This window comes from Lachnoanaerobaculum sp. OBRC5-5 (assembly GCF_000296385.1).
Taxonomy (GTDB): domain Bacteria; phylum Bacillota; class Clostridia; order Lachnospirales; family Lachnospiraceae; genus Lachnoanaerobaculum.
In genome coordinates, this window is record NZ_JH815187.1 from 1 (window position 1) to 3,615 (window position 3,615).

The following is a 3,615-nucleotide window of genomic DNA, read 5'->3' on the forward strand; positions in this document are numbered from 1 at the left end:
GTATTGTGTTTATGAAGAATTTTAATTATTTAATTTTAAGTATTTCAATTGTATAAAATCAGGTGTATAATAATATAAAATCAATTTGAAAGGAAGTAAAGCTTATGAAAGCTAATTATGATATAGTTGTTATCGGTTTCGGTAAAGCAGGAAAGACACTTGCTGCGAAGTTTAGTAAATCCGGTAAAAGTGTTGCTTTAATTGAGAAAGATAAAAATATGTATGGAGGTACCTGCATTAATGTAGGTTGTATTCCTTCAAAAAGGCTTATAACTGATGCGTTAAGAACTCCAAAAGGAGGGTTTGAGGAAAAAGCACAGCATTATAAGGAGACGGTTGCTGAAAAGAAGAAACTTACAGCAGCTCTAAATAAGGCAAATTACGATAAGATAGCAAGCGCGGGTGTGGAGATAATTGACGGAACAGCATCATTTAAGGATAATCATCATATTATTGTTTCAACTAAAGACGGAAATGTGGAAATTGAGGCTGAGAAGTTTATTATCAATACAGGTTCTGTTACTGTAATACCGAAGATTGAAGGAGTCGACAGTAAAGGCGTATATACATCAGAGTCTATTATGAATCTTGAGGAGTTACCGAAAAGACTTACTATAGTAGGTGGTGGTTATATAGGGCTTGAGTTTGCATCTATGTATGCAGATTTCGGAAGCAAGGTAACTGTAGTTCAAGACGGTGATGTATTCTTACCTAGAGAAGACGAGGATATTGCTAAGGCAATCCGTGAAGTATTGGAGGCGAAGTCTGTAGAGATAGTTACGGGCGCAAAGGTGACCAAATCCGAAGAAGGAAAATTATATTATGAGGTTGTAGGAGAGGTAAAGACTTTGGAATCTGATGCAATTTTACTTGCTGTAGGTCGTAGACCGAATACAGACGGCCTTGGATGCGAAAATGCCGGAGTTAAGCTTACTGACAGAGGTGGCGTAGTTACAGATGAGCATTTAAAAACAAGTGCGGATAATATCTGGGCGGCAGGAGATGTCTGCGGTAAGCTTCAGTTTACATATATTTCACTTGATGACAGCAGAATCATATGGGATGAAATAATGGGAGAGGATAAGAGAACTACTGAGAACAGAGGAGCATTCTCTTATTCTGTATTTATAAATCCTCCGTTCTCAAGAGTGGGAATGAGTGAAAGAGATGCAAAGGCTGCCGGAATTGAATACAAAGTTTTAAGCCTCAGTGCCAATGCAATTCCTAAGGCTAAGGTTTTAAGAAAGACCGACGGACTGTTAAAAGCTTTAGTTACTGCTGACGGCACAATTTTGGGTGCTGAGCTTTTCTGTGAAGAGTCTTATGAGATGATTAACTTTATAAAACTGGCAATGGATCATGGTATCAAAGCAAAGGACATTGCAAACTTTATATTTACACATCCTACAATGTCAGAGAGTCTAAACGACTTATTTGCAATGTAAAATAATAAAACGGTATCAAGTTGACACTTTTTTTACTTGCTGCCGTTTTTTTATTTAAAAATCTTGATTTTAATAAAATCTTATGATACCTGACTTCCGTCGTTTCTCTCAAAACCTAGTACTCTAGGCATCCAAGAGCATGCAGTTTTGAAAGAAATTGTCGACTTCAGCTTTGGTTAAATAGAGGGCATCAAGGTTACTAAAACCAACCAGTTTTTTAACCTTTTCGTTAACGGACTGGTATCTTGATATATTGATATATGTATTATCACCTTTATTTACCACTCTAAAATCACGCATAAAGTTAATCAAGTCATAAGAGTTTATTTTATTCTTGAAGCACTTGATTTCTAATACTCTTAAAAGAAACAAACTAAGGTAGCATATCAAAAAATGCCCGTAGATTGTTTCTTTTTTCTGTAAATAAACAGGCCTGGCATCCAGGTATGATTTTGTAAGTCTAAAAGATTCCTCGATTTTCCATAGGCTATGGTATGTCTTATATACCTGTAATGGCTCCATGTCTATCTCAGATGTCACTAAAAGGTTATATCCTGCATATTTAAGATCTTCATCAATCTTAGATTTATTTAAATCTATTATAGGCTTTATTGTCTTGCCTGTACTATCTTTAGTTATGATGTCTAAATATTTAGCGCAATCTCCAAGTTCATCTTTAGCGATATTTTTGTATGTAGAAAACTTTGAAGCTTTATCGACCATTTTCATTATTTCAAGTCTTTGTTTCTTTGCAAGGTTAGGATTATAAGAGACGATACGCTTTTCTTTTACAGAGAACTTTGTAACACTCTCTTTTCCTGTTTCCGGATCGATCTCTTTAAAGCTGTAGTCAAAGCTGTCAATACAGGATTTAAGACGAAAAGATATATTACCTCTTTCATCAGTGTAATTAGAAAAGACATTTGTATCATTCTCAAGTAGAACCCATTTCTTTTCCTTTTCACTTAGATTCTTACCATGTATTGATTTTGAGAATATATAGCCGTCATTATCTTCTTTAACGGCAGCATAAATATTTCTTGCACAATTAAGTCCTTTATCAGCCACCTGAATTGTCTTACCTGATACGCTGTGTCGTTGCTTCATTTCTTCAATAACTTTTCTAATATACGGCTTTTCCGATTCATTTCCGGGATACATTTGCATGGAGACAGGTACGAGATCAGCATCTAAAAGTAAAGCTTGCCCTATTATCGGGGAGTGCCTATTCTCTTTTGAAGGTCCCTTTTGCTTATCATCACTAGGGATATCAATTTCAAAGTAATAATTAGTGCAATCAAAAAATACATTGCTTAGATCCCTTTTATAATACCTTTCATAAGAGTGATTAAATAAATCAATATACTTTTTATAAGACTCTCCTATGAAAGAACACCCGTCATATACTTGGTCTTCAGAGATTGTAGAGCTGCCATAAAGGTATGGAAATATATGAGAGGCTGTCTTTGACTTAGAGCATGGAGATATAACTCTTGCATAAATAAGTTGTGTAATTAAGTCAAATACAGAGAACTGAAAACGCATTTGAGAAGCAAGTATATCAATAGTTTCTTTAACATCAAGCTCATCAATTAATGAGTAGAGTAAGAAGTGCCCTATATTAAGTTCAACAGGGGAGGAAAATGCACGAGGACGTGACTCTTCAGAAAGAGCTTTTGTTCTATTCTCATTTTGCTCTTTTACATAGTCACTGTAAAATTTAACAGGATCAGGAATCTCACCTGAAATCAAATCCTCAACATAACCAAAAGATTTTACATTTTTTGTTCTTGGTTGCTTTTTATCCTTATCCCAAAATGATTCATACATCTGAAGATAAGTACCTTTTTTCTTCTTTTCTTTTCTCAAAAAATAAGCCATAAACACCTCTAAAAGTAAAGTACTATGAAGTACTATGATTATAACATACTCAAAAAAAATTTTCAACTTTTTTTAAATATTTTTTATGGCAGAAAAGCCTTTAAAATAAGGGGTCTAAAAGAATTGCGTAAAATCAAATAGCTTATTAGAAATTTAAAACGTCGGAACTTTCATAGTACTTCGACGGAAGACGGGTATTGTGTTTATGAAGAATTTTAATTATTTAATTTTAAGTATTTCAATTGTATAAAATCAGGTGTATAATAATATAAAATCAATTTGAAAGGAA

The 3,615-nt window shown here is 34.0% G+C and carries 2 protein-coding genes; one reads left to right on the forward strand and one right to left on the reverse strand.

Annotated elements, in window-relative coordinates:
- Positions 1 to 104: 104 nt before the first annotated feature.
- On the forward strand, positions 105 to 1,445 hold the full coding sequence (locus tag HMPREF1135_RS13475) for an FAD-dependent oxidoreductase (RefSeq protein ID WP_007592096.1): 1,341 nt from the start codon (positions 105 to 107) through the stop codon (positions 1,443 to 1,445).
- Between the two features lie 123 nt (positions 1,446 to 1,568).
- On the opposite strand, the gene HMPREF1135_RS13480 is transcribed toward HMPREF1135_RS13475, so the two are convergent.
- On the reverse strand, positions 1,569 to 3,326 hold the full coding sequence (locus HMPREF1135_RS13480) for an IS1634 family transposase (RefSeq protein WP_007592098.1): 1,758 nt from the start codon (positions 3,324 to 3,326) through the stop codon (positions 1,569 to 1,571).
- Between the last annotated feature and the right edge of the window lie 289 nt (positions 3,327 to 3,615).

Coding starts and splice junctions, on each gene's coding strand:
- HMPREF1135_RS13475 (WP_007592096.1), top strand. CDS start 105: ATGAAAGCTAATTATGATATAGTTGTTATCGGTTTCGGTAAAGCAGGA.
- HMPREF1135_RS13480 (WP_007592098.1), bottom strand. CDS start 3,326: ATGGCTTATTTTTTGAGAAAAGAAAAGAAGAAAAAAGGTACTTATCTT.